The organism is Chitinophaga oryziterrae (assembly GCF_009758125.1).
GTDB classification, from domain to species: domain Bacteria; phylum Bacteroidota; class Bacteroidia; order Chitinophagales; family Chitinophagaceae; genus Chitinophaga; species Chitinophaga oryziterrae.
On record NZ_WRXO01000010.1, the window covers coordinates 103,167 to 125,252 of the forward strand.

Genomic DNA, 22,086 nt, shown 5'->3' on the forward strand with positions numbered 1-22,086 from the left:
TACTACCTTATAGGTAGTTAATGCCCTATATGTCCTACATCAAACAGCACCTTGTATAACAATACTACACCGAATATAATCATACTCACTCCTGCTATTTTATTCAGCCATACCACATTATTCAATGTCAGTTTATGACGGATCTTATCCGCAACAAACACCTTCAGTACATCTGTGGAAAGCACCCAGCCCAGGCAAACCGTATACATGATCAACCGATGACTAACCGGAGTTGCACTGTTCGCCACACACACGCCCAGCCAGAAAATAATAACCCCCGGATTTAATGTATTCATCAGGAATCCCGCCAGCCATATCCTGAGATAATCATGCGTGCGGAACATCTCCGGCTTCTCATCACCTGTACTGATCTTCACCTTCTTAAACAACAGACCGTAAAGGCCCATGCCTATCAGCAATCCTCCCCCTCCAATCCCTATATACTGTTTATACTCTTCCAGGCGCGATATAAATGAAGTGGCCAGATTACCCGTCAGCACAAACATAATATCACTGCAGGATACTCCGAATGCGAAACTGATACCAGCCTTAAAACCGTTATTGATACTATACTTAATAATGGCGAAGATTACAGGGCCTACCGATATGGAGAGGAATAATCCTAACACTAGTCCCGCTACAATTGCTGCTGTCATGCGTTACAAAATTCCAGGTATTGACAACCATCCAAAAATAAAGGGTAACTTAATTGCTGAAGTTACCCCTCTTTTTATATTAAAATCGTTAAAGAATGTTTAAACTGACTTAACGCCTAAAAACTTTTCCCAGTCCTTCAGCTTCTCACCCTTCATTACCCTCGGGAATTTATTCATCGCGCCCTCTTTACCTTTACCACGCAGGTATTCGATAAATGCATCGTGCGGCAGTATTTCAACAAACACTTCCTTCAGCGCAGCAGTCCTTTCAACAGCATAATCATCATTCACCTCACACAACGCCTGATCTATGATCTCACGCACACGCTTACTGTCTACATTCACATCGTTTGTACCAATGTACCAGCGATGTGCAAACAGGTTCTCATAAGAGAAGCCTGCCACTGTAAACTCAGTAACGGTAATGCCTAATTTTTTCTGCACCATATCTATCGCCGTGTTCATGTTATCTATACTCATATGCTCCCCGCACAAGCTCAGGAACTGTTTGGTACGACCCACTATCACGATCTCATGTTCTTTCACGGAAGTAAACTTCACTACGTCCCCGATCAGGTAACGCCATGCACCCGCACAGGTAGACAACATCACTGCATACTCAACATCTTCTACCACCTCATGGATCATGTACGACTTCGGATTAGGCTTTACTTCTCCTTCTGCATCAAAATTCTCCTCGTTAAAAGGAATGAATTCAAAGAAGATACCAGCGTTCAGTACCAGTTTAATACCTCTTACACCTGGTCTCGCCTGGAACCCGAAAGACCCTTCAGATGCCATGTAAGTTTCGATAAAGTTGATAGGCTTACCCAGCAGCTTCTTAAAACTATCACGGTAAGGCTCAAAAGAAACCCCGCCATGAATGTATACGGCCAGATTCGGCCATATCTCATGAATATCTTTTACACCATGGTATTTAATGATCTCCGCCAGTACGATCTGCACCCAGGCAGGTACCCCACAAACGGTCCCCACGTCCCATTGCGGCGCCTTACGAACTATCAGCTTAATACGCTGTTCCCAATCCGGTTTCCTGGAAATGTTGCCACCGGGCTTATAAAAGCGACGGAACCAACGGGGAATGTTCTTGGCCTGTATGCCACTCATGTCCCCCTCGTAGTAGTCCCCCTTCTCATACAAAGCGGTGGTACCCCCCAGCATGAGGATCCCTTTTGTAAAGGATTTAGGCGGCACATCAAAGTTCGCCATAGAATATAACTGCTTGATACCCACTTTCTTTACCGTCTTCAACATGTCCCGGGTAACCGGTATATGTTTACTGGCAGATTCTGATGTACCAGAGCTTAATGCAAAGTATTTGATCTTTTCCGGCCAGCTGACATTGGCCTGACCTTCCAGGGCCTTGTACCACCACTCTCCATGCATCTTATTATAATTATGCACAGGAACTGTAGCTTTATATCGAGCTATAACGCTGGGGCTGTCAAGTATTTCCTGAAAGTTGTAGTGTTGACCAAACTGCGTATCTTTTGCTTTTGCAAGCAGACGATGCAATACCTGAAGCTGGTATTGACGAGGCGTACCTAACTTGAATGTGAATTTCTTCCTGATGCGTAGCGACCTCGATATAAGATTACCTAAAATGGCCATTAATTTACCTTCTCATTTATGATATGAATTGCAAAAATACGCCGAATTTTGGATTGCGGCGGCCAGAATATAAAGGTTTCCTTTGTCCCTCCGGAAACCTCCCTGCAAACATATTACTAAAAACGATATGGGCAGAAAAAAAATTCCCCCGTACCTTTGCCAAATGTTAAAGGCAACCCTACTCAAGGCGACATATGCCGGTGGTAAAATATTACAGCAATACTTTAATAGTGCTTTTGAGATCAGCAGCAAAAGTACAATCAATGACCTGGTAACAGAAGCAGACAATGGGGCTGAAACTGCTATCTTCAGTGTGATAAGGGAAACTTACCCGGACCACTTTATTTTAAGTGAGGAGTCCGGTGAGATAGCCACCACTTCCAATGTGAAATGGATCATAGATCCGCTGGATGGTACCGTCAACTTTGCACATGGCATTCCCATCTGCTGTGTATCCATAGGTGTGGAACAGGATGGAGAAATCATCATGGGAGCGGTATACAACCCTTTTATGAACGAATTCTTCTTTGCAGAAAAAGGGAAAGGGGCCACCCTCAACGACAAGCCCATCCATGTATCTAAAAAACAGGCACTGGCCAATGCCTGTCTGGTGACAGGCTTTCCCTACCAATGGGAAGATTCTGCCAACAACCCCATACAGGTGTTTGAACATTTTATAAAGCAGGGACTGCCTGTACGCCGCTTAGGCTCGGCCGCTATAGACCTCTGCTGGGTAGCCTGCGGACGTTTCGACGGCTTTTATGAGCACAAACTCAACGCCTGGGATGCTGCTGCCGGATTTATCATCGTGGAAGAAGCCGGTGGAAAAGTGACCGACTTTACAGGCACACGTTATTCACCCTACCAGAAAAAACTGATTGCAACAAACGGCAACATCCATGCTTCACTGGTGGATGCTGTGAACGGAAAATACTAATTAATATGAGCGAGGAAAGAACCGAGATCGAAACCCTGGGGGAATTCGGTCTGATAGAACTACTAACTAAAAATATAGAAATCCAGCAGGCCAGCACCGTTCTTGGTGTAGGCGACGATGCTGCTGTAATAGATCATTTCGGCCGCCAGACAGTGGTTAGCACTGATATGCTGGTAGAAGGTATCCACTTCGACCTGATGTATACGCCCCTCAAACACCTGGGCTATAAATCAGTAGTCGTGAACCTCTCCGACATCTACGCGATGAACGCTACGCCGACACAGATCACCGTAAGCATTGCTTTCAGCAACCGCTTTTCCGTAGAAGCCCTCAGCGAATTCTACGACGGAGTATATGCTGCCTGTGAGAAATACGGGGTAGACCTGATAGGTGGCGATACCACCTCTTCCAAAAAAGGCTTCGTCATCAGCGTAACCGCACTGGGAGAAGTAGCCCCGGACAAATTCGTGAAGCGCTCCACCGCTCAGAAGGGCGACTTGCTCTGCGTTTCCGGAGACCTTGGCGCTGCTTTCCTGGGGCTTACCCTCCTGGAAAGGGAAAAACAGATATACCTGGAAGCACCTCAGTTACAACCCGACCTGGAAAACCAGACCTACGTAATAGGCCGCCAGTTAAAACCGGAAGCCCGCAAGGATATCATCGAATACCTCCAAAAACAGGAAATCCATCCTACCGCCATGATGGATATCAGTGATGGGCTCAGCTCTGAAATACTGCACATCTGTAAACAGAGCAACCTGGGATGTGTATTATATGAAGAAAAAATCCCTATCGCGGGAGAAACAAAAGAAGCTGCGTTGAAATTCAGTCTGGACCCTACTGCCTGTGCATTAAGCGGCGGCGAAGACTATGAACTGCTCTTCACCATGAAACAGGAAGACTATGATAAAATAGTACTCTCCGAACAAATCAGTGTAATTGGCTACATGGCTGATATCAGCGAAGGTGCTCATATCATTACCAAAGGTGGTAACAAATATAAACTGGTAGCACAGGGCTGGAATGCCTTTGAACAATAAAAAATGGAGGCTGTCTCATGGTATGCGACAGCCTCCATTTTTTATATCGTTTGTTATCCTATTCTACAACTACTTTCACCGTCGGACTATTATGCGTCGGCGTCAACATCCCCGCAAATACACAGAATTTCAACTGGTAAGTTCCTGGTTGATCCGGCATCACAACCTCTATCTTGTTAATACGCCTTTCAATAGCCTTCCCCAGCGATAAGTCAGATTTCACGGCTGGTATCTCTCCTCCATTATGCATAAATCCATAACCCAATACCCCGCTATCTGCCGGAACAGGAGTGCCATAACCATTCTTTAACTGAAGGACAAACGTCATATGTGCCCCCGCCGTCGTCTTTACCTCTTTCATTGCAGGTATTAACTGGATAAGGGAATAAGAGTAATAATGATCCTGTATAAAATAAATCCAAAGTCCTTTAGCTGTTTGAATAGTTCCTGTTACCGGTAAATTAAAATGATCATAAGGAGCCGTAACGATCATCGCAGGCTTACCCCACAACTGTTTTTCCGTATCCCAGTAGTTGTACTGATTACGTCTTGAATAACGGCTGTTAACACTGTAAGAAACCCCATTATCACTATAAAACATATACTTGGAAGGCAACTGGTAACTGTTCAGGAACACCACAGGCTTACCTGCCGCTTTTTCCTGCAGGGCTAATGCCCAGCTTCTGTTATGATGAAGTTCAGGACGGACATCCACTCCGGGTGCAAAATCCCACACCATATATACCCTCGCGACCATCACTACCAGTAACGTAAAAAATGCAAAATATTTCAGAGGGGTAATAGATCTCCGCCTACGAAAAATAGACTGATGTGCCAGTACAAACACCGGTGTAAAAAGCATTACCGTCCAGTTAGCCTCTACCCGACCTTTATAACTACTCAGCAGGAAGAATACCAGCACCCCAATAGCGGAGAATTTCAGACTACGCTCAAACGCACTTTGTATCGGACATACAAAGGCATAATATAGGATCAGCCATCCCGCTATCGGGCCAAACAACAATAACTGCCCTAATATATATTCAGCTGTAAAGCCAATCTCATAAGCAGCTGCATTACGCTCTACCAGGTGATATTGTAAAGAAGGGAATCCGTGCGCGTACTGCCAGTAAATGTGTGGCAGGAATAAAATAGCGGTGATTATTACAGCGATATAAAATTTGAATACTCTTAAGAGATTAAGGTTGGAAATAACAGTGAATGCTACCAGTAAAATACCATGATACTTGCTGTAGAACATCAACGCCATGCTCAAAGCCAGCAGGAATGTATTCTTCCAGCTCTGTTGTTCGAGAAAAGAACGGTATATTAAAAAGTATAACGCCGCAAAAAAGATGAGAGGAACATCCGGTACAGCCAGCATACCACCTAACTGTATGGCTCCCATTGAACACAACAGGAGATAAAAAATCCGGTTGTCCCGGCGAGCGATCAGTTTATCAGTAATGATCAGTGTGAAGAAATTCAGGATCACCATGCAGATACGTACCCCAAACTCATTATGAAACAACCCGTAACCTATTTTTATCAGCAGCGCAACCATTGGCGGGTGATCAAAATAGCCCCAGTCGAGATGACGGGAATACACCCAATAATACGACTCATCGTCCAGCAGCTGCGTATAATATGCCTGGAGAAGCCCCAGGATTAACCAGGCCAGCAGAAAAAGACGTTTATATTGATGTTTTGTGAAATAGCGAACTACATCCATGAAATTACTGGTTGAAACTGCTAAGATAACCCAATAAACAATTATGATAACCGATTCGTGTAACTATGCAGTTATCAGCTGTTTAAGCTCCCATTGTTTATCCAGCACCATCATGCTGGCGCGGTAACCGGTAGCAATAAATCCCAGTTCCTTGCCCAAACCGGCAACAGTAGCAGGATAAGCAGATGCCATCCTCAACGCTTCTTCCGCATCTATCCCTACTTTATTAATACAGTTCCTCACCGCCTGCAGCATGGTCAGCCGGGAGCCAGCCAATACTCCCTGAGCATTTACATAACGGTCCGGCTCTTTCACATAAACATAATCACCAGGACCTTCTTCCACCGCATCAGTAATCAGGAACAGGCGGGCACCCATTATCTTTTTACTGATCCGTACTGCATTAAAATCAACATGAATCCCATCAACCACTATACTGGAATTTACCCGTGGATGGTCATAAATGGCCCCAACAAAACCAGGCGCCCTGCTTTGCAGCGGGGACATGGCATTGAACAGGTGCGTACAGGTTGTAATTCCGTTTTCGAACGACTGGTATAACTGCTCGTACGTGCCATTGCTATGCCCTGCAGAGATCAGGATTCCCGCATCCTGCAATCGCTTCACTAATACAGGATCACAACACTCCGGCGCCAGTGTCATCATTTTTATGATTCCCTGTCCATGTTGCAACAACAGGTCTATATCTTCTTTTACAGGTGATTTTATGAATTGTGTTAAGTGCGCTCCTCTCTTCTCGTTATTGATAAACGGCCCTTCCAGGTGTAACCCCAGTACGCCTTCACCACCCTGCTCCCAGTAATCCTTTACCGCCTGTATGGCCTGCAGCATCACTTCAAAAGACATGGTAGGGATCGTAGGCATAAAGTAAGCGGCCCCTCCACTCTTACAATAGGCATACATAGCCTGTAAGGTGGCTACCCCCGGATGCAATGGAAACAATCCGCCATTACCCCCATAAATCTGCAGGTCAATCAAAGCAGGCGCTAGTATATCTCCCTGCAAATCGATAACGGAGGCATGAGACGGCACTTCCGCAACAGGGACGATACCGGTTATCCGGCCGTTCTCTGTCAGTACAGCATGTGCATAGTATAATGTCTCTCCTGTAAAAATGGTAGCATTCTGATACGCACTAAGCATTTGGCAATATTTTTATGGGCAGCGTTACAATTCGTACAATTCCAGTGGTAATCCATCAGGGTCTGTAAAAAAGGTGAACCGTTTACCTGTGTATGGGTCTACACGTATCGGTTCGGTTACTACAGCATGGGTGTTCAATGCAGCTACTGACTGATCAATATTATCAACAGCAAAAGCGAGGTGACGCAATCCGCGTGCTTCCGGACCGCTGGCACGTGGTGGCGGGTCAGGAAAAGAAAACAGCTCAATGATATATTGTCCTTCCAGCGCCAGGTCCAGCTTATAGGATTTCCGTTCCAGCCTGTACACTTCACGAATGATCTCCAGGCCCAGTACCTCTGTATAGAATAATTTGCTTCGTTCGTAATCCGAACAGATTACGGCAACATGATGAATATGCTTTAACATTAAAATACCTGGAATTTATCTGCATCTTTCAGGAAAGGAATGTTCTTCCTTATCTCATCCAGCTTGGTACGTTCGAGTGTAGTAGTAAAAATATCTTCATCATGTCCCTTGCGGTAAATGATCTCTCCCATTGGGTCTATCAGGCTGCTGTCTCCGCTATGATAAATCTCATTACCATCATTGCCCACCCTGTTTACACCAATCATATAGCACTGGTTTTCAATGGCACGTGCCTGTAGCAGCGTCTTCCAGGCAGTAGCGCGTCTTTCCGGCCAGTTAGCCACATTGATGAGTATATCGTAAGCAGGAGCCCCTGTCTCCGGAGTAATCACATTACGCGACCATACCGGGAAACGAAGGTCGTAACAGATAGTCAGACATATTTTCCAACCCTTTACCTGTGCTATCAGACGGCGATCGCCCGCATGATAATGCTCATGTTCACCGGCATAGCCGAACAGGTGGCGTTTGTCATAAGTGCCTGCTACACCATTAGGCTGCATCCAGATCAGTCGATTCAGGTATTCCCCGTTCTCCTCAATGATCAGGCTTCCTGTAAGGATGATATTCTTCTGGGCGGCCTTTTTCCTCATCCACTGTACAGCACTGCCTTCCATTGTTTCAGCCAGCTTCTCCGGCTTCATGCTGAAACCGGTACTGAACATTTCCGGTAATACAACTACTTCTGTACGTTCAGTAATAGCATCAATCTTTTCGTCGAACATACGCAGGTTGGCTGCGATGTCTTCCCAATGTAAGTTGGCCTGGATGAGTGTAACCTTCAGATCTGACATAAATATCTATCGATTAATAAAAAAGAAAGCCCCTAAATTTACGACGACTTGGCTTAGAAACTTTTAAAATTATGCAGCGTCTTTTGCGATTTGTTCAACTATTGGCTGCGCCAGCTCCTGTTCATACCCTTTTTGCATCAGGTACTGTACCACTTTGTACTTCCTTTTGAACGGTTCTTCCCCCCTGAGCGACTCATATTTCTTAGTCGCCAGCGTGGTCAATGCCTGTTCATAATCATCGGCATCAATCTCTTCCATCCCCTTTTTAATGCAGTAAGCAGATACCTGTCGCTGTTTTAATTCCGCCAGTATCTTCTTACGCCCCCATTGCTTAGACCGGAACTTTCCGCCTGCAAAGGCCCTGGCAAAGCGCTCCTCATTCAGGAAGTTCTCAGATACCAGCGCTGCTATCGCCTCATCCACTTCCTCTCCTCTCAGTCCCAGCTCCAGGCATTTGTATTTCACTTCGCTATGGCTACGCTCCTGGTAGGCACAATAGTGCTGCAATTTTGCTATGTACGAACTACTCATATATAAAACAAAAAGGAAGAGGCCATGGCCTCTTCCTTTTTCTATTTGTGCCTTAATTATTTTTTTACGATCATTAAACGGGCATAATTCAGCATGATCTTCTTTTCACCGCCGCCTTTGGGGAATACCACATTGGCAATGCGGTTATTGGGAGCCCCTTCCATTTGCAGGATGGTACCAAACCCAAACTTCTGATGCTCCACTTCCATCCCCGCTTCCATCAATGCCGGATCATCCGGTGTAAAGTTCGGCGAAGGCACATGTGTACTGGCAGCTCCTGCTGTTCCTGCCGGTTTCGGCATAGGACGCGGAGACGCTGCCTGTGCAGGCGCTTTCTTCTGCATCTTGTCGAACATATTTCCACCACCACCAGCGCTGCTGTTGCCCCATAACCCACTACCAGGGGAGTTCCTTACAGATCCTCCACCAGCATAACTACGGTCTATATATTTCTCAGGCATTTCTTCCAGGAAACGGCTGGACTCATTATTCACCAGCTGTCCAAAGCGATAACGGCTGTTGGCATATGTTAGCCACAAACGTGCTTTAGCACGGGTAATGGCCACATAAAACAACCGGCGTTCCTCTTCCAGTTCCTCCCTGGAATTGATAGACATGCCACTTGGGAATAAACTTTCTTCCAGCCCCACCGTAAATACTACCGGAAATTCCAGTCCTTTCGCAGCGTGGATGGTCATCAGGCATACTACATCGCTATTCTCTTCACTACCCTTATCAGCATCGGTAAGCAGGGTAATCTGTTGCAGGTAGGTACCTAATGTTTTCTCCAGCAGTTCCCCATCTTCAGTAGGTGTTTCGGTAAACTCCTTTATTGAGTTCAGCAGCTCCTGTATATTCTCATACCGGGCCAACCCTTCTGTAGTTTTGTCATTGAATAATTCCTTTACCAGGTTGGTAGATTTACCTACCTGCAGCGCAATATCATAAGCATTGTGTTTGCCCAGCATGGCATGGAAGCTGCTGATCATTACCACAAAATTTTCTATCGCTTCCAGTGTACCTGCTTTAAAACCGAACTCACGGGCTCTTTCCAGTACCTGCCACATGGTAATGTTATGATCATTTGCTAACACCACCACTTTTTCTATCGTTGTTTTACCAATACCGCGAACAGGATAATTGATAATACGTTTCAGACTTTCTTCATCCTGTGTATTCATGGTGATACGCAGATATGCTACAAAGTCCTTGATTTCCTTACGCTGATAAAAAGAGGTACCACCAAAGATGCGGTAAGGAATAGCTTTTTTACGAAGGCTTTCCTCAAAAGAACGGCTCTGTGCATTTGTACGGTAAAGGATAGCAAAATCCTTGTTAGCATAATGATTGCGCAGGCGTTGCTCTGCAATAGTTTCTGCTACGAATTTACCTTCCTCGTTGTCCGTCATGGTACGCACGAGTTTGATCTTTTCACCTTCACTGTTATCGGTCCACAGGTTCTTTTCTATCTGTCCTTTGTTGTTGCCGATTACTTCATTGGCCACGTTAAGGATAGACTTTGTACTTCTGTAGTTCTGTTCCAGCTTCACCACTTTTGCATCATCATAATCCTTTTCAAACTGCAGGATATTTTCGATGGTAGCACCACGGAAGGAGTAGATACTTTGTGCATCATCTCCCACCACGCAGATATTTTCATGCGCAGCACCTAATAACTTAATGATCTCGTACTGTGCAGGGTTCGTATCCTGGTACTCGTCGATCATTATGTATTTAAACTTGTGCTGGTATTTGTGTAATACTTCAGGAAAGCCTTTCAGCAAAATGTACATTTTGTACAGCAGGTCATCAAAGTCCATAGCGCCATTCTTGAAACAACGTTTGGCGTACATGTCGTACAGTTTACCTACCATAGGTCTGTTTGCACGCATGTCTTCCTGTTGTACACCGTAGTCTACCTGGTATTCTTCAGGCCCCATCAGGCTGTTTTTGGCAGCAGAAATACGGTTGTATACTAAGTTAGGTTTGTAATGTTTATCATCGAGATTCTGTTCATTGATGATTGTTCTCAATACACTTTTGGCATCATCAGAATCATAGATGGTGAAGTCGTTTGGGTAACCGAGACGATGTGCTTCTGCTCTCAGCAGGCGGGCAAATACGGAGTGAAAGGTACCTATGTATAAGTTGCGGGCTTCCGATCCTCCAAGGATCTTTTCCACACGTTCCTTCATTTCACGGGCAGCCTTATTAGTAAACGTTAGTGATAGTATATTAAACGCATCCACACCATTACGTAACAAGTGTGCAATTCTCATTGTCAGCACTTTCGTTTTACCGGAACCTGCACCAGCAACAATCATCAGCGGACCTTTAATATGCTCTACCGCTTCGCGTTGCCGCTCATTCAATTCATCTAAATAATTTGCCTTCATTATTATAATTAAAATTCCTGACCTCCACCAGGAACTGGTGGAATAAAAAACTAAATTGGGAAGGCGTAAAAATACAAAAGATCGGTCAATATCTTGCAATCCGTGATTTCAGCATCTTACGGGCAAAATGGATGCGGCTCTTCACCGTACCCAGCGGCTCATTGAGCATAGCGGCTATTTCGAAGTATTTATAACCTTCAAAATAAAGCATGAAAGGCTGTTTAAATATTACAGGCAGGTTATATACTGCCATGTGAACATCTTTAATGCGCAGATTCGTTTCTGCCCCATTTCCAATAACAGGTTGTTGCTGATGCAACAGGAATTCTCCCGCGGAATTATCCAGCAAACGGAACTGCCGGTTACCACGCCTGTAGTTATTGATAAAGATATTACGCATGATGGTATACAGCCATGCGCGGATGTTGGTACCGGCCAGGTATTTGTCGCGGTTGGCCAGTGCACGGAAAAGTGTTTCCTGGTAGAGGTCCTTGGCTGATTCAGTGTCCTTTGTAAGCGTAACAGCGTAAGGTCTCAGGAAATCAGCATTTCCCAGTAATAGTGTATTGAATTCTGTGGATGACATAACGAACAAAGTTTAAGCATCTGAAAAAAAATCATGCTTCAGCTGATAAACCAGACTTTTAAGGGAAACAATTATTGATTGCCGAAAATGATGATGTGACTGACATATGCTAGGGTATTAAAACATTCAAAAGGGTGCACGAAAAAGAACAGCACTTATGAAACAACCGCTATCAGTATGGGATACAACACATATACGAATTCAATGCATCAACATCACGTTATATAATCATTCTCATTATTCAAATCCTCGAATTTCAAACATACAATTGTAGAAGGTATTTCCATTGTTGTAGATTTTATGGTTACTCAATGATTGGGGGTATGTACCAGTCTGTAATGACTCGCTCAGATTGTAATATGGTTCTTACTTTAAGAAAATATCCTATACTTAAACATGCCATTCACAGACAACATATATATCCGACTTAATGACTCTTAACACAATTTAACAAATTGGATTGTATTCACCAAAAAAAGCTAGTGACAACATCTAAACTAAAAAGCTGATTGTCAGATATATTCCGGCAATCAGCTCTTGCTATGTAAAGTTTCATTTTTATAAACAGGCAATCTTCCTCACCCTGTTCTCATGACGTCCTCCCTCAAAAGGCGTGTCGATAAATACATCTACCATCTGTTTTGTTACATTACCATCTACAAAACGTGCAGGTACACACAGCACATTTGCGTTGTTGTGTGAACGGGCCAGCCTGGCCAGCTCCTCACCCCAGCAGATTGCGGCACGTATACCCTGGTGTTTATTCGCAGTAATAGCTACCCCATTGCCACTTCCACATACCAGGATACCAAAAGCAGCTTGTTCCCTTTCCACCAGTGTGGCTACCGGATGGGCAAAATCCGGGTAATCTGCAGAGTCTTTAGAAAAAGCTCCTACATCTTTTACCTTCAGACCTTTGCTTTCCAGGTAGGAAATGATCTCTTCTTTATATTCAAACCCTGCATGATCAGAGCCGATAGCTACCGGCAGGGTAAGATTGAATAATGCCTGTGACATAACATTAAATTTAAAAACATGAAGTTAGGACCATTCTTCTACTTCCGGTTCATTTTCTTTATCCTCCATGCCCTTCAATGCTCTCTTGGATACATAGATACTGATCTCATACAGCGCATATAACGGTGTAAATACGATCATCTGGTCCACCACATCAGGCGGTGTAACAACAGCAGCCAGTACCAGTATAACAACGATTGCGTGGCGACGGTAAGTACGCAGGAAGGTAGGTGTAACAAAACCGATCTTGGTCAGGAAGAATATCAGGACCGGCAATTCAAACAGAATACCCATACCAAGTACTATCTGCGACAATAAATCGAAATAATCATCAATGAAGAACTGATTAACCACTTTAGTTGTAACAGTATAACCTGCCAGGAAGTTGATGGTAAAGGGCACCATCAGAAAATAACTGAAGCCTATCCCCAAAAAAAACTGGAAAGACACCCAGAATATAACGCCACGTGCTCCTCTCAACTCCCTGTCTTTCAATGCCGGTTTTATAAAACGCCAGAATTCCCAGAAAATATAAGGGAATGCTACAACCAGTCCAAAGATAAATGCCAGCTTGAACTGTAACATTACCTGCCCTATCATCTGGTGGTTCTGGAAATTAAAAACAACAGGCGTAATACACAATTTATCTCCCATGCCTACCAGTTGACTGATCTTGCATAATAACACATAAGAAGGGAAAGTTCTGTTGGTAGGCCCGAAGACTACATTATCCAGTATTTCCTGTGTGTAGATAAACCCTACAGTGCTAAATACAACAATAGCGACAAACGAGCGAACTATATGCCAGCGCAGGTCTTCCAGGTGGTCAAAGAAAGACATCTCCGCTTTCTCTCCGTTATTTGCAAAAAGTTTCTTGAACATATCTGATAGTCGGGCTGAGTTTAATAAGGATCACAAATATAGCGGATGCATACAATAAAATGCAGTGAACAATCGGATAAGTGTAAAGTTTAATGGAATTTAAAGAATAGACGGAGATTCCTTCGTGTAAAACAGATACGGGAAAAAGAGAGAAGAGATTGTGGGTTATTAAACGATTTAGCAGTTGAGGTATGTACAAAAAAAGAGCCAGCCCGAGAAGAATCAAGAGCCGGCCTTTCATCCATTGTTTGTTAACCCCAAAAAAGTTGAATTCGAGAATGTCTTTGTTTCCAGATTCACTAGCTATCCGATTGATGGCAAGCTTTCAAAATAGTTTGTGTTTCTGGTTACTTTAAATTTTCTATCACAAAAATAGAAAGAAATATGTTATTATCAATGTTGTAACAATTTTTTTTACATCCTTTTAACAAAAATCAAATCATTGTGTTACATTAACTATAGCAAATGTATAAAATTCGTGTTAATTCCCTACTACTTTTTTTAAATCGTTTTAGCAGTTGGATGCTTTTTCAACACTGCAAATATATTAAAAAAAACTTAACAATATCAACAATTGATTTCTTTTCTTTTACAGGATTTAGTAAGTTCTCCTAAATAATTGAGATCTAAGCAAATAAAATGCAGGCTTCTACGACTTAAAACGTCAAATTCTCTGTTTATTACTTATCCAAGCACTTTCATCTTCACCATTTCGATCCTTGTCTCCGTTACATTCAATACATCAAACTCGTAATCGTCGATAATTATACGCTCTTTTAACCTTGGAATCGTCTCATGATGATTTATTATATACCCGGAAAGTGTTTCACTCTCGTCCTCAGGAAAGTCAAAACCGTATTTCTCATTCAGATAATCCAGCTCCAGCCTGCCTGAGAAGATATATTCCTTCTCTGCGATCTGCTTCTCTACAAACTCTTCCACATCATGCTCGTCCTTGATCTCTCCGAATATTTCTTCCAATACGTCTTCTATTGTTACAATACCCGCTGTTCCCCCAAATTCATCCACTACCCAGGCAATACTCTTTCTTTCTTTATTAAACTTACTCAACAGATCTATCGCACTCATTGTTTCAGGCACCACCAGTATCGGATGTAAAATTACCTGCATATCTGCCGGGCTCTTAAACATGTCCAGCTGGTGAATATATCCCAGTATATTATCTATTGTATTTTCATATACGATGATCTTAGACAGCTTTGTTTCCATAAACTTACGCTGTGCCATCGCAATAGGGCTCTGAATTTCCAATGCTTCAATTTCTTTCCTGGGAATCAGACATCCTCTTATTTTCACATGCGCCAGTGATAACGCATTCTCAAAAAGTTCTGTATTCAGCTCCTGGTTCTCTGTTGCATGCTGTTGAGACTGCCGTATAAAATGTTCCACATCCACTCTTGGGAAAGAGGTCGCACTCTCTATGATCCGTACATTAAACAGGTATTTCAATATCCATTCAGACACCGATACCAGTAAACTACCTACCACAAACAACGGCTTCGAGATCGCAGAAATCGGTAATGCAAAGAAACTGAGTAGTGCTTCCGGACGGGAGCGGAATATAGCGCGGGGTATAAAAAATCCGAAAGAAAGGAGGATCAATGTTGCCAGCAATACTTCCATTAACAGCAAAAGAGGCTGATAACTGGTGTTTTCCTGGGGAGATAATACCTTGTTCCACATAGGCTGAAAAAAGCCCACAAACAGGATCCCATAGATCACTATTACGCTGGTAAGACCCAAAAGACTGGTCGCCAGGAAACGGGAAGGGTTATCATTGAAACTGGCCAGTATTTTACCTGTGGCACGGCCCTGTTTCTTTTTCAATTCGATGCTTAACTTATTCACATTGGCGAAAGCCGTCTCAAGGCCAGCGAAAAAACCAGCCAGTAATACCAGTATAGCAAGGATAACGAGTGTATAAGTATCCATAAATAAATGACAAAAGTAAGGAATTTCAAATCCACACAATAAGTTCCGACAACCTTATGCAAAGATTGAACCGAACCATTATGTGTTTTGCAGAAAGGCCTGCACCAATGCTTTCACTTCCGCGTATGCCCTTTCAAGTTCATCATTCACAACTATCTCGTCAAACTCGTGGGCAAAAGACAGTTCATATCGGGCTTTCCCCAAACGTTCTTCCAGGGAAGCCTGTGTTTCTGTTCCACGTTCACTGAGGCGTACGCGTAAAGCATCTAATGTAGGGGGGGCAATGAAAATCGTTAATGTAGAATCATGATATTTCTCTTTGATAGATAAAGCGCCCTTTACGTCAATATCGACCATTGGTACCTGGAGATTATTCCAGATCCGCTGTAACTCAGCTTTCAGGGTGCCGTAATACTTACCGGCATACACCATTTCGTATTCGGCAAAAGCATGCGCTTCTATCTTATTGTGAAAATCTTCCGGGGTAAGAAAGTAATAATCTTGTCCATCCACCTCTGTTTCCCTGGCTGCACGGGTAGTGGCTGAAATAGAAAAAGCCAGTTGAGGCATTGCTGCCAGCAACTTTTTTACGATAGTGGTCTTACCTGCTCCGGATGGAGCTGTAATAATGATGATCTTATTCATACTTAAAATAGTGGCAGGCTACTAACCGGGAAAGTCACTAAATATCCTTCCTTCAGCCCGTAGCCTGCGGCTATTAAACTAAACTATACTCTTTTTATATCCGCTCCCAGTTTTCTCAACCGTTCGTCGATGTACTGGTAACCACGGTCAATCTGTTCAATATTCTGAATAGTACTCTTGCCATCCGCACTCAATGCCGCTATCAGCAACGACACTCCCGCACGTATATCAGGCGAAGACATGGTGATACCACGTAAAGAATGCTGACGGTCCATTCCTATTACAACTGCACGGTGAGGATCGCATAATACGATCTGCGCACCCATATCAATCAGCTTGTCCACAAAGAACAAACGGCTTTCAAACATCTTCTGATGGATCATTACACTTCCCCTTGCCTGTGTGGCGACCACCAGTACTATACTCAGCAGGTCCGGTGTAAAACCAGGCCAGGGATGATCGGAAATAGTTAAGATAGAGCCATCCAGGAATGTCTGGATCTCATAAAAATCCTGGGAAGGAATATAAATATCATTTCCCCTGATCTCCAAGCGGATACCCAGCTGACGGAACTTCTCAGGAATAATCCCCAGATGCTCCACGCCTGCATTCTTAATGGTGATCTCACTCTGCGTCATTGCTGCCAGCCCGATGAAAGATCCTATTTCGATCATATCAGGCAGCATGGTATGACTGCATCCGCGTAAAGAACTAACGCCTTCAATAGTTAACAGGTTCGATCCAACCCCGTTAATTTTTGCACCCATACTGATCAGCATCTTACAAAGCTGTTGCAGGTATGGTTCGCAGGCGGCATTGTATATTGTTGTAATTCCTTCCGCCATCACTGCCGCCATTACAATATTGGCTGTACCAGTTACAGACGGTTCATCCAGCAGCATGTAAGCTCCTTTCAGCCCGCTTGTTTCCAGTCGGAAGTAATTATCATCTGTATCATATACGAACTGTACACCCAGTTTCTCGAAACCGATAATATGGGTATCCAGCCGGCGACGGCCTATCTTGTCCCCACCTGGCTTTGGAATGTATGCCTTTCCAAAACGCGCCAGCAATGGGCCGGCTATCATCACAGAGCCTCTTAAACGGCCTGATTTCTTCTTAAAGTCTGCGCTTTCTATATAAGGAAGGTCAATCTGATCGGCCTGAAACTCACAGGTATCACGGCTGGTCCTGTTTATCTTCACGCCCATATCGCCCAGCAATTCTATCAGCAGGTTTACATCCACAATATCCGGGATATTGCTGATGGTCACTTTTTCGGCGGTCAGTAAAACGGCGCTGATAATCTGTAAAGCTTCGTTTTTGGCTCCCTGGGGCACAATTTCCCCCTTAAGGCGGTTGCCTCCTCTTACTTCAAAAGCACTACTCACTTGTTCCTGTTTTTATTGTATTTGTTGTTATTGTTGTTACTGTGCTTATTGCTATTACTCTTGCCGCTGTTGCTTTTGAACTTGTTCTGCTGGAAGCTCTTGCGTTTGTTAGGACTGCTGGCATTGGCAGCAGCTCCGGCAAGGCGCTGGTATTCGCTGTTGGTATTGTAGTTAGGTCCAGCAACCTCTACGACTGGTTTGGAATATCCGGGGTGGTATTCCAGTTGTCCATTGGTAATAGTACTCAGTTCGGTCTTAATAGCATCATCATGCACACTTTCTTTGTGCCAGTTACTATAGGCCAGTTTCATGTAATTACCCACACACTGGGTAAATCCTTCTTTCTTTTCAGGATTTGTTTCACTGATCGCTTTGTCAATGACCATTTCCAGGTTCTTTCCAAAGTGACGGTTACGTGGGTATTTCTTAGGGTAAGGCAGCTTATCCGGCTTTGCCCTTAAGGTTTCACGTGTAGGAATAGGATACGGAGAGTCCACATCCAGTTTAAAGTCGGATATTAAAAAAAGATGATCCCATAATTTATGCCTGAAGTCCTCTACATTGCGCAGATGAGGGTTTAACGTACCCATCAGCTCTATCAGGGACATAGCATTACCCTGGCGAATATCCCTATCCTCAATATTCAGCACATATTCGATCATCTTCTGGATATTTCTTCCATACTCCTTCATTATCAGATGGTTACGGGTGGTATTGTATTCCATATCGCAATTTAAAAAATAATATTTAATGTAATTTTGAAAGGTAAGTCATGCTCTCGCATTTCACAAATGAAAAACAGCTAAAGAAGGACAATTATTGTACTTAGGGTAAGTCTTAATATGTGAAAGCAACCATTCTATGCAAACTTATGAAAAATAGTTTAATTATATGAATAGATAAACCCCCGCTAAAGCAGTTTTCACAAAACTTTACAGCCTTGTTTACAATACTTTACTCAAAAGCTATTTTGCCCCAGTTGTTCATCTCTTCTTCTGTCCATACTTCCGGGAAGAACACGATACGTTTATGCTTTGGAGGAAGATACTGCTGCCAGTTGGTCCCCCCTGTAGCGGCAATGTCTTCCGGTTTCCGGTTCAGGTACCTTACGGCCGACTTATAATGCATCAGTGGCCATCTCACATTAATATTCAGATCATACTCCTTCAGCAATGGTATCAGTTCTGCCTGCTCTTCCGCCTTCAGTTGCTTATAGCGGGCCTGCATATTGTAAGCCTTATAACGGGTAGCCAGTAACAGGAACTCATCCATATATTTAAGCTCAAACTGGCGGAGTGTTAACGTTTTCTTGCCTGTTGCCAGTTCAGTGGCTCCGCTGCGCCAATAGATGTTTTCAAGTATTGTGGCGGTTTCAGCGCTTCTCAATGTTTCCCGCTGTGGCTCATATACCAGGTTCACCAGCTCAGTGGAACAAATCTCTATCTTACGGAATTGTCCGCTCTGAAAGCCGCTTGCAGGCAGCAATGCCATACGGAACTGCAGGAACTGATCTTTATCCATCCCATCTACCATGATCTCAAAAGAGTTGATCAGGTTACGGAAATAGTTATTGATCCTTTTTATCTGCGTTCTGAAAATATCAACCGTTAATACAGGAGCAGTGCAGATTTGCTCTATTGCCTGTAAACTCAGTTTGAAATACAATTCTGTGATCTGATGATAAATAATGAAAATATTCTCATCAGGTATAGGCGTACGGGGATGCTGCAGGTTTAGTAATACATCCAGTTGGATATAATCCCAATAAGTAAGGAAATCCGCATATATAAGCCCGTCCAGGTATGAAGACATATCCTGGCCCATAGCGGCATACTTTTCTTCCAGCCGCTTTATTTTATCGGCAATTTCTGTTGTAACCATAAAGTAAATTAATGAATTGCCTGCTTATAGCATTCCCTGCATTGCAGGAATACTATAAGCAGACCGAAGATAGATAACCTTATTCCACAACGTTAATCGTTCTGTAGAAACTTTCTTCCAGGGATATCAGGGTCTCGGTTCTTTCAATACCTTTTATTTTTTGCAACTCATCATGCAGGATCCTCCTCAACTGGGTTATATCCTTACAAATAATCTCGGCAAACATACTATAGCTGCCCGTTGTATAGTTAAGCCGGACCATCTCCGGTATTTTACGCAGTTCTTTAGCCACAGTGTCGTACATAGAGCTTTTTTCAAGATAAATACCAATAAAGGCAATTACATCGTAGCCGATCATTTTTAAATCTACATGTAATTTTGTACCTTTAACGATACCCAGCTCTTGTAGCTTCTTCATTCTAACGTGGATAGTACCACCGGAAACGAAAAGTTTCTTCCCGAGGTCAGCGTAGGAGATTTCTGCATTATGCATCATTTCACTGATGATCTGCAAATCTAGTTTGTCAATATTCAAATTGTGGCTCATTTTTACAATTTGTTTTTGAATGTATTAAAACTACATGCAAATATTTGAAAAATTTCGAAATTTCAAAAATTTTTCTTGAAAAATTTGCAAGAAAATAGTTATGTCTTTAGATTTGCATCATAATAGTTATTCAAAACAGCGTTTTTGCACAAAGAATAACAAGCTCTTTAAAATTGTGGGGTGATGGAACTGGCAGACATGCCCTCTTGTCTCGAGGGTGGGGATCACAGGATAAACACAGCGTAATGGGTTGACCACTAATCTTATTTGTGCTGCGGCTAACTGCCTCGTGAAGGTTCGACCCCTTCCCCTACAGCTTAATAAACGGCCTGTAAGTGAGTAACTTACAGGCCGTTTTGTTTTAACCCCGGCAAAAAGAATAATCCGAAATAATTACTTTTGCGCCAATGGGACACAAAAAATTAATACGTTTCGCAGAAATCGAAACATTCCCGAATGTACTCATCTACCCGGAAAACATGCCGGGACAATGGTCTGCATTCTACAAAAACAACCACCCGCTTACCCTCGAACTGGCCTGTGGTAAAGGAGATTACACTGTAGCACTCGCCCGCAGATACCCCGGAAGGAATTTCCTCGGCGTAGACCTTAAAGGGAACCGTATCTGGCGCGGCGCCAAAACAGCCCTCGACGAATCCATCAATAACGCGGCTTTTCTCCGCACACAGATAGATAAACTCAACAATTATTTTGCTCCCGGAGAAATTGCAGAGATCTGGATCACCTTTCCGGACCCATTCCTGCGCAACTCCAAAGCAAAAAAAAGGCTCACACACCCGAAATTCCTTCAGTTATACCAGCCTTTACTGGCAACCGGAGGAACTATCAATCTTAAAACAGACTCTCCTGAACTCTACCAGTTCACCCAGGAAGTCATCGCTGCAGCCGGATGCACCCTCATAGAAGATATCCCGGATGTATATGCGCTCCCCGAAGTACCACCTCTCTTACAGATAAAGACCTATTATGAAGGCATGCATCTGGAAGATGGTCGTACCATCAGGTTCCTTAAATTTGCATTGCCAGCTGAACCGCTGGACTGGCGTACCATAAAACTGCCGTCAGATGAAGCAACCGTTGGTGGAGGGGATTGATTTCTATTATAACGAACAGGGATATGTGGTCCTGACAGAAGTATTTCACATCAAACGTGGACATTGTTGTGGAAATGGCTGTAAACATTGTCCATACGCATATGAAAACGTCACATCTCCCAAAAAAGAAGCACTCCTTGCCCGAAGAAGGCAAAACGAAGAATAGTCATAATTCATCTTTTTCCCACTCCTGCCCTTATGCAGGAAATGCCGGAGCGGAAGATATCAGCAAAGGATGATAAAATATTAAATTTTAAAGACGTACTTTGGCTACCGGCCATTGCACGAACTAAAACCACCAAATAATATGTCAGTACTCAAATTAAAGCTGGATCAGGATCAGTTGCTGGAAGATTTCTTTGAGTCTACATTTCTCATAGGTATCGTTTCCTCAGCGCGCGACTATCAGCTTTGCTGGCAGATAAACAACCATATGCATTATAATTTCCGGGTCAACAACTCACTGGAAATAAACTTGTCCAAACATCAGAGGGCCTTCTATTTCAGTGTATTTGACTACGAAGAGCCTACAAAATCAGTATCACACTACTTTTATAATAATCATTGTAAAGCGGAATTCCTGCTCCCCGAGCTAAAGAATATCGATTATCTCTGGCTCATTAAAGGTGACTACTATCAGCAACAGGACGTGAAAAAATTAATAGATCAATTGCGCCGTGTAGAGCTTGTACAATTAGTATCTTTATTAGACATCAGAGATATTAAAAATAAGATGAACCTCATCTTCTAAAACCCGGCACCATGCCGGATCTTCCTCA

General features: G+C 43.4%; 23 protein-coding genes. 6 read left to right on the top strand and 17 right to left on the bottom strand.

Translation table 11 applies throughout. The features are described 5' to 3' along the window. Positions 1–17: 17 nt before the first annotated feature. Both GO495_RS26220 and GO495_RS26225 read right to left on the bottom strand, forming a co-directional pair. A complete protein-coding gene (locus tag GO495_RS26220; protein ID WP_157302922.1) occupies positions 18–656 on the bottom strand; it encodes a LysE family translocator in 639 nt (212 codons plus the stop codon). A 99-nt stretch (positions 657–755) separates the two neighbouring features. Further along, positions 756–2,288, bottom strand: a complete 1,533-nt coding sequence (locus GO495_RS26225) for a GH3 family acyl-acid amido synthetase (RefSeq protein WP_157302923.1) — start codon at positions 2,286–2,288, stop codon at positions 756–758. Positions 2,289–2,451: 163 nt separating this feature from the next. On the opposite strand from GO495_RS26225, the gene GO495_RS26230 reads away from it, so the two are divergent. Then, positions 2,452–3,225, top strand: coding sequence for an inositol monophosphatase family protein (locus tag GO495_RS26230; protein WP_157302924.1), 774 nt, complete (start codon positions 2,452–2,454; stop codon positions 3,223–3,225). A gap of 5 nt (positions 3,226–3,230) precedes the next feature. Beyond that, positions 3,231–4,265 (top strand): thiamine-phosphate kinase, encoded by a 1,035-nt coding sequence (thiL, locus tag GO495_RS26235; RefSeq protein ID WP_157302925.1) that lies wholly within the window; start codon positions 3,231–3,233, stop codon positions 4,263–4,265. Positions 4,266–4,323: 58 nt separating this feature from the next. Here the strand turns inward: thiL and GO495_RS26240 are convergent, their stop codons facing one another. The 15 genes from GO495_RS26240 to GO495_RS26310 form a co-directional block, all read right to left on the bottom strand. Next, complete coding sequence (locus GO495_RS26240) at positions 4,324–5,997, bottom strand: ArnT family glycosyltransferase (RefSeq protein WP_157302926.1); 1,674 nt, start codon at positions 5,995–5,997, stop codon at positions 4,324–4,326. A 63-nt stretch (positions 5,998–6,060) separates the two neighbouring features. Next, positions 6,061–7,161 (bottom strand): N-acetylglucosamine-6-phosphate deacetylase, encoded by a 1,101-nt coding sequence (nagA, locus tag GO495_RS26245; protein WP_157302927.1) that lies wholly within the window; start codon positions 7,159–7,161, stop codon positions 6,061–6,063. A gap of 24 nt (positions 7,162–7,185) precedes the next feature. Continuing rightward, the gene (gene gloA2, locus GO495_RS26250) at positions 7,186–7,569 is read right to left on the bottom strand and encodes an SMU1112c/YaeR family gloxylase I-like metalloprotein (protein ID WP_157302928.1); all 384 of its coding nucleotides are present in this window, start codon (positions 7,567–7,569) and stop codon (positions 7,186–7,188) included. Next, a complete protein-coding gene (locus GO495_RS26255) occupies positions 7,569–8,363 on the bottom strand; it encodes an amidohydrolase (protein WP_157302929.1) in 795 nt (264 codons plus the stop codon). Before GO495_RS26255 ends, gloA2 begins: the two co-directional genes overlap by 1 nt. A gap of 69 nt (positions 8,364–8,432) precedes the next feature. Beyond that, positions 8,433–8,894, bottom strand: a complete 462-nt coding sequence (locus GO495_RS26260) for a regulatory protein RecX (protein ID WP_157302930.1) — start codon at positions 8,892–8,894, stop codon at positions 8,433–8,435. Between the two features lie 56 nt (positions 8,895–8,950). Continuing rightward, positions 8,951–11,290, bottom strand: coding sequence for an ATP-dependent helicase (locus GO495_RS26265; protein WP_157302931.1), 2,340 nt, complete (start codon positions 11,288–11,290; stop codon positions 8,951–8,953). A gap of 85 nt (positions 11,291–11,375) precedes the next feature. After that, positions 11,376–11,876 carry an RNA polymerase sigma factor gene (locus GO495_RS26270; protein WP_089781962.1) on the bottom strand — a complete coding sequence of 167 codons (501 nt, stop codon included), beginning with the start codon at positions 11,874–11,876 and terminating at the stop codon, positions 11,376–11,378. A 558-nt stretch (positions 11,877–12,434) separates the two neighbouring features. Further along, positions 12,435–12,893, bottom strand: a complete 459-nt coding sequence (rpiB, locus tag GO495_RS26275) for a ribose 5-phosphate isomerase B (RefSeq protein ID WP_157302932.1) — start codon at positions 12,891–12,893, stop codon at positions 12,435–12,437. 24 nt (positions 12,894–12,917) lie between these two features. Beyond that, positions 12,918–13,775, bottom strand: coding sequence for a twin-arginine translocase subunit TatC (gene tatC / locus GO495_RS26280; protein ID WP_157302933.1), 858 nt, complete (start codon positions 13,773–13,775; stop codon positions 12,918–12,920). 684 nt (positions 13,776–14,459) lie between these two features. Next, entirely contained in the window at positions 14,460–15,728 is a 1,269-nt protein-coding gene (locus GO495_RS26285; protein WP_157302934.1) for a hemolysin family protein, read from the bottom strand. A 78-nt stretch (positions 15,729–15,806) separates the two neighbouring features. After that, complete coding sequence (gene gmk / locus GO495_RS26290; protein WP_157302935.1) at positions 15,807–16,373, bottom strand: guanylate kinase; 567 nt, start codon at positions 16,371–16,373, stop codon at positions 15,807–15,809. Positions 16,374–16,456: 83 nt separating this feature from the next. Then, positions 16,457–17,764 carry a UDP-N-acetylglucosamine 1-carboxyvinyltransferase gene (gene murA, locus GO495_RS26295; RefSeq protein WP_338075467.1) on the bottom strand — a complete coding sequence of 436 codons (1,308 nt, stop codon included), beginning with the start codon at positions 17,762–17,764 and terminating at the stop codon, positions 16,457–16,459. Then, complete coding sequence (locus GO495_RS26300; RefSeq protein WP_157302936.1) at positions 17,761–18,489, bottom strand: DUF4290 domain-containing protein; 729 nt, start codon at positions 18,487–18,489, stop codon at positions 17,761–17,763. The genes murA and GO495_RS26300 overlap by 4 nt, the downstream gene beginning before the upstream one ends. 229 nt (positions 18,490–18,718) lie before the next feature. Next, positions 18,719–19,645 (bottom strand): tryptophan 2,3-dioxygenase family protein, encoded by a 927-nt coding sequence (locus GO495_RS26305; protein ID WP_157302937.1) that lies wholly within the window; start codon positions 19,643–19,645, stop codon positions 18,719–18,721. Between the two features lie 79 nt (positions 19,646–19,724). Beyond that, a complete protein-coding gene (locus GO495_RS26310; RefSeq protein WP_012788686.1) occupies positions 19,725–20,192 on the bottom strand; it encodes an Lrp/AsnC ligand binding domain-containing protein in 468 nt (155 codons plus the stop codon). Positions 20,193–20,599: 407 nt separating this feature from the next. Between GO495_RS26310 and trmB the strand changes: the two genes are divergently transcribed. The 4 genes from trmB (at position 20,600) to GO495_RS26325 (ending at position 22,058) form a co-directional block, all read left to right on the top strand. Further along, a complete protein-coding gene (trmB, locus tag GO495_RS26315) occupies positions 20,600–21,307 on the top strand; it encodes a tRNA (guanosine(46)-N7)-methyltransferase TrmB (protein WP_157302938.1) in 708 nt (235 codons plus the stop codon). Next, positions 21,279–21,473, top strand: coding sequence for a C1orf53 family protein (locus GO495_RS26320; RefSeq protein WP_157302939.1), 195 nt, complete (start codon positions 21,279–21,281; stop codon positions 21,471–21,473). The genes trmB and GO495_RS26320 overlap by 29 nt, the downstream gene beginning before the upstream one ends. Further along, positions 21,409–21,546: a hypothetical protein gene (locus GO495_RS32005; RefSeq protein WP_170302728.1), complete on the top strand. Its 138-nt coding sequence runs from the start codon at positions 21,409–21,411 to the stop codon at positions 21,544–21,546. Before GO495_RS26320 ends, GO495_RS32005 begins: the two co-directional genes overlap by 65 nt. A gap of 68 nt (positions 21,547–21,614) precedes the next feature. Continuing rightward, positions 21,615–22,058: an IPExxxVDY family protein gene (locus GO495_RS26325; protein ID WP_089781952.1), complete on the top strand. Its 444-nt coding sequence runs from the start codon at positions 21,615–21,617 to the stop codon at positions 22,056–22,058. The last annotated feature ends 28 nt before the right edge of the window (positions 22,059–22,086 follow it).